At 71.2% G+C, this 3,172-nt stretch carries 2 protein-coding genes; one reads left to right on the plus strand and one right to left on the minus strand.

What is annotated here, in order from left to right:
* A partial coding sequence (locus tag AOK18_RS23545) for a DoxX family membrane protein (protein WP_055695640.1) occupies window positions 1-423 on the plus strand: 423 nt, incomplete at its 5' end.
* 84 nt (window positions 424-507) lie between these two features.
* Here AOK18_RS23545 and AOK18_RS23550 read toward each other — a convergent pair.
* A complete protein-coding gene (locus AOK18_RS23550; protein ID WP_055695641.1) occupies window positions 508-3,009 on the minus strand; it encodes an alpha-L-arabinofuranosidase C-terminal domain-containing protein in 2,502 nt (833 codons plus the stop codon).
* Between the last annotated feature and the right edge of the window lie 163 nt (window positions 3,010-3,172).

Genomic DNA, 3,172 nt, shown 5'->3' on the forward strand with positions numbered 1-3,172 from the left:
CACGGCGCGCAGAAGCTGTTCGGCTGGTTCGGCGGGGGCGGCATCGAGGGCACCGGAATGTTCTTCGCGTCCCTCGGTTACCCCTCGCCCGAGGCGTTCGCCGTCGTGGCCGGGCTCACCGAGACGCTCGGCGGACTCGGCCTCGCGCTCGGTCTGCTCACCCCGCTCGCCGCCGCGGCCGTCGCCGGCACGATGGTCAACGCGATCGCCGTGAAGTGGGGCGGCGGCTTCTTCGCCCCGGAGGGCGTGGAGTACGAGCTCCTCCTGACCCTGGCCACGGTGGCGCTCGCCCTGACCGGCCCCGGCCGGATCGCCGTGGACCGGCTGCTGCCCCGGCTGCGCTCGCACCGCCTCGAGTACGGCGTCGCCGCGGTCGTGCTCGGCGCCGTGGTGGCCAGCGTCACCCTGCTGCTGCGCCCCTGAGGCGCGGCCGGCGGTTTCCCCGCCGGTACCGGGTGGGGGCCGCCGTCCCGGGGACGCCGGCCCCATCCGGGCGCTGCCGGTCCGCTACCGCCGCTCGATCCGCAGGAACGTCACGGAGTTCTCCGGGAACGTGTACGTGAATCCGCCGGACACGCCCCGGAGCGTGGACGTCACCGGGGTCACCGGCGTGTCCGTCTCGGTGTTCACCGCGTCCGCGTCGGCGGCCAGGGTGGTGACCCGGGCGGTGGAGGCGGTCCTCGCGCCGCCGAGGTCGACCGTCGTACGGGCCTCGGCGGGCTGGGCGTTGACGACCTTGACGATCAGGTCGCCGGTGCGGTCGTCCTCGGTGACGACCTGGCGGAACGGTTCGGCCGGCTTGTCGTCGGTGAAGCCGCCCCACTCCTGTCCATCGAGGTAGAGGGTCACCTGGCGGCCGCGCACCTTGACGTCGATGTCGTAGGCGCGGCCCGTCTCGATCGATCCGGCCCGGGAGAGCAGCGTCGACTTGCCGCCGTCCACGGCCTGTTCGACCGCGGACCGGGTGTTGTTCCAGCCGCCCAGGTTCCACCAGTAGTGGTTTCCGGTGTCCTTGACCCCGAAGGCGACGAGGAAGCCCTCCTTGCCGGACCTCTTGGTCGCCCGCACGTGCAGGTCGTAGTTCTTCCAGGCCGGGTCGCCCGCCGTGACCAGAGTGTTCTCGGCCGTTTCGTCGGTCTGGACGTACTGCCCGTCCCGGACGCTCCAGCTGCCGGCGCCGCGGTGCGTCCACTGCGAGGCGTCGCCGGAGAAGTCGTCGCTCAGCAGGGGCGCGCCGTCGGCGGCGGTCACCCGCACGTCGTCGTACGCGGCGCTGGTGGCCCAGGTCGACAGGCCGACCGCGCCGCTGATGGGGCCGCTGACGTCCGGTGTGCCGCTCGCCCGGGAGGGGACCACGCGGTCACCGGTGTTGGTCATGAACAGCTTCTGGACCTCGTAGTTGGCCGAGCCCCAGGAGGCGTGGTTGTTGAACCAGATCATGTCGGGCGACCACTGGACGTGGTTCTCGTCGGCCAGCAGCGGTGCGTACGAGGCGAGTTCGACGATGTCCGCGTTGCGTTCCAGGCCGGTCATGAACGCGGCCTCGGCCAGGCCGTTCCTCCAGGCGTTGCCCTGTGAGGCGTACTCGCCGAGGAAGACCTTCGGGCCGCCCCGGTCGTAGGAGTCGTAGCGGTCGTTGTTCTGCAGGAACCACCGCGGGCTGTTGTAGTAGTGCTCGTCGACCATGTCGACGTCGCCGTCGCGGTTGAGCTGCCAGAGGGTGTCGAAGGTCGTGCCGGTGTCGTCCGGGCCGGAGTTGGAGACGACGGTGATGTCCGGGTGCTCGGCCTCGATCGCCGCGCGGAACCGCTCGAAGCGGGCGTAGAACTCCCTGGGCAGGTTCTCCTCGTTGCCGACCCCGAGGTGGGTGAGGCCGAAGGGCCCGCGGTGGCCCATCTCCGCGCGCACCCTGCCCCACGTCGAGTCCGCCGGGCCGTTGGCGAACTCGATCAGGTCGAGGGTGTCCCGGATGTGCCGCTCCAGCAGTTCCTCGTCGTCGGTGGCCCTGTTCTGGCCGCATCCGGTGACCAGGGCGGGCACGACGGGCAGCGGCATCGCGCCGACGTCCTCGGCGAAGCGGAAGTACTCGTAGTAGCCGAGGCCGTAGCTCTGGTTGTATCCCCAGAAGTTGGCGTTGGTGGCGCGCTCCTCCACCGGGCCGACGGTGTCCTTCCACTGGTAGGCGCGCTCGCGCTGCCAGCCGGATTCCTCGCTGTAGTCCTCCATGGAGCCGGTGTTGACCAGGCAGCCGCCGGGGAAGCGGACGAAGCCGGGCTTCAGGGCGGCGATCTTCTCGGCGAGGTCCTTGCGCAGGCCGTTCGGCTGCCCCTTGTAGGTGTCGCGCGGGAACAGCGAGACCATGTCGAGGGCCGCGGTGCCGGAGGAGGCGACGGTGAGGCGGCCGCGGTTGCTGCTGCGGGTGGCGGTGAAGGCGGCCTCGTACCGGGCCCAGCCGCCCTTGACGGCCACCCGGCGGGTGTTCGCGAGGGTGCCGGCGGCATCCTCGAGGGTGACGGTGAGGGTGCTGCCGTTCTCCGCCCGGGCCCAGACCGAGAAGTCGTACCGCTTGCCCCGCTCCACCCGGACGCCGCTGGTGTAGCCCGCGTTGGTGACGGAGGAACCCGCCCCCAGGGCGAGGTAGGTGCGGTTGCGTTCGTTCAGCCGGCCGGAGTCGTCGCGCACCTCGGCCGTGCCGCCGACGGTCCAGGAGGTCAGGGGCGTGTAGGAGCCGTTGTCGGCGGTGGAGTACTCGAAGGACCGGTTCTGCACGAGTTCGGCGTACAGCCCGCCGTCGGCGGCCCGGTTGATGTCCTCGAAGAAGACGCCGTACATCGTGTCGCCGATCGCGGCCCCCTCGGCGCGCGGGTCGACGGTGATCGTGTAGTCGGTGACGTCCTCGGCGTGCGCGGGGGCCGGCAGCAGGGCGGCGGCGGTCAGTAACGCGGTGGCGGACAGGCCCGTTCCGAGACGGGTGCGGGTGCGGGGACGGGTGCGGGCGGTGCGTGACATGGATACTCCGCGGCTCTCGTGGGAGTGGGGGGAGCTTCGCCTGACGTGCCTTTCCAGACGCGTTCGATATATCGATCGACGGTCAGCACTTCGAACGGCAAGATAGGGAGGAGGCGGGAGCACGTCAACGGTGCGTGCGCGCCGGGGACGACGGGAGCGGGGC

This window comes from Streptomyces prasinopilosus (assembly GCF_001419695.1).
GTDB lineage: Bacteria > Actinomycetota > Actinomycetes > Streptomycetales > Streptomycetaceae > Streptomyces > Streptomyces prasinopilosus.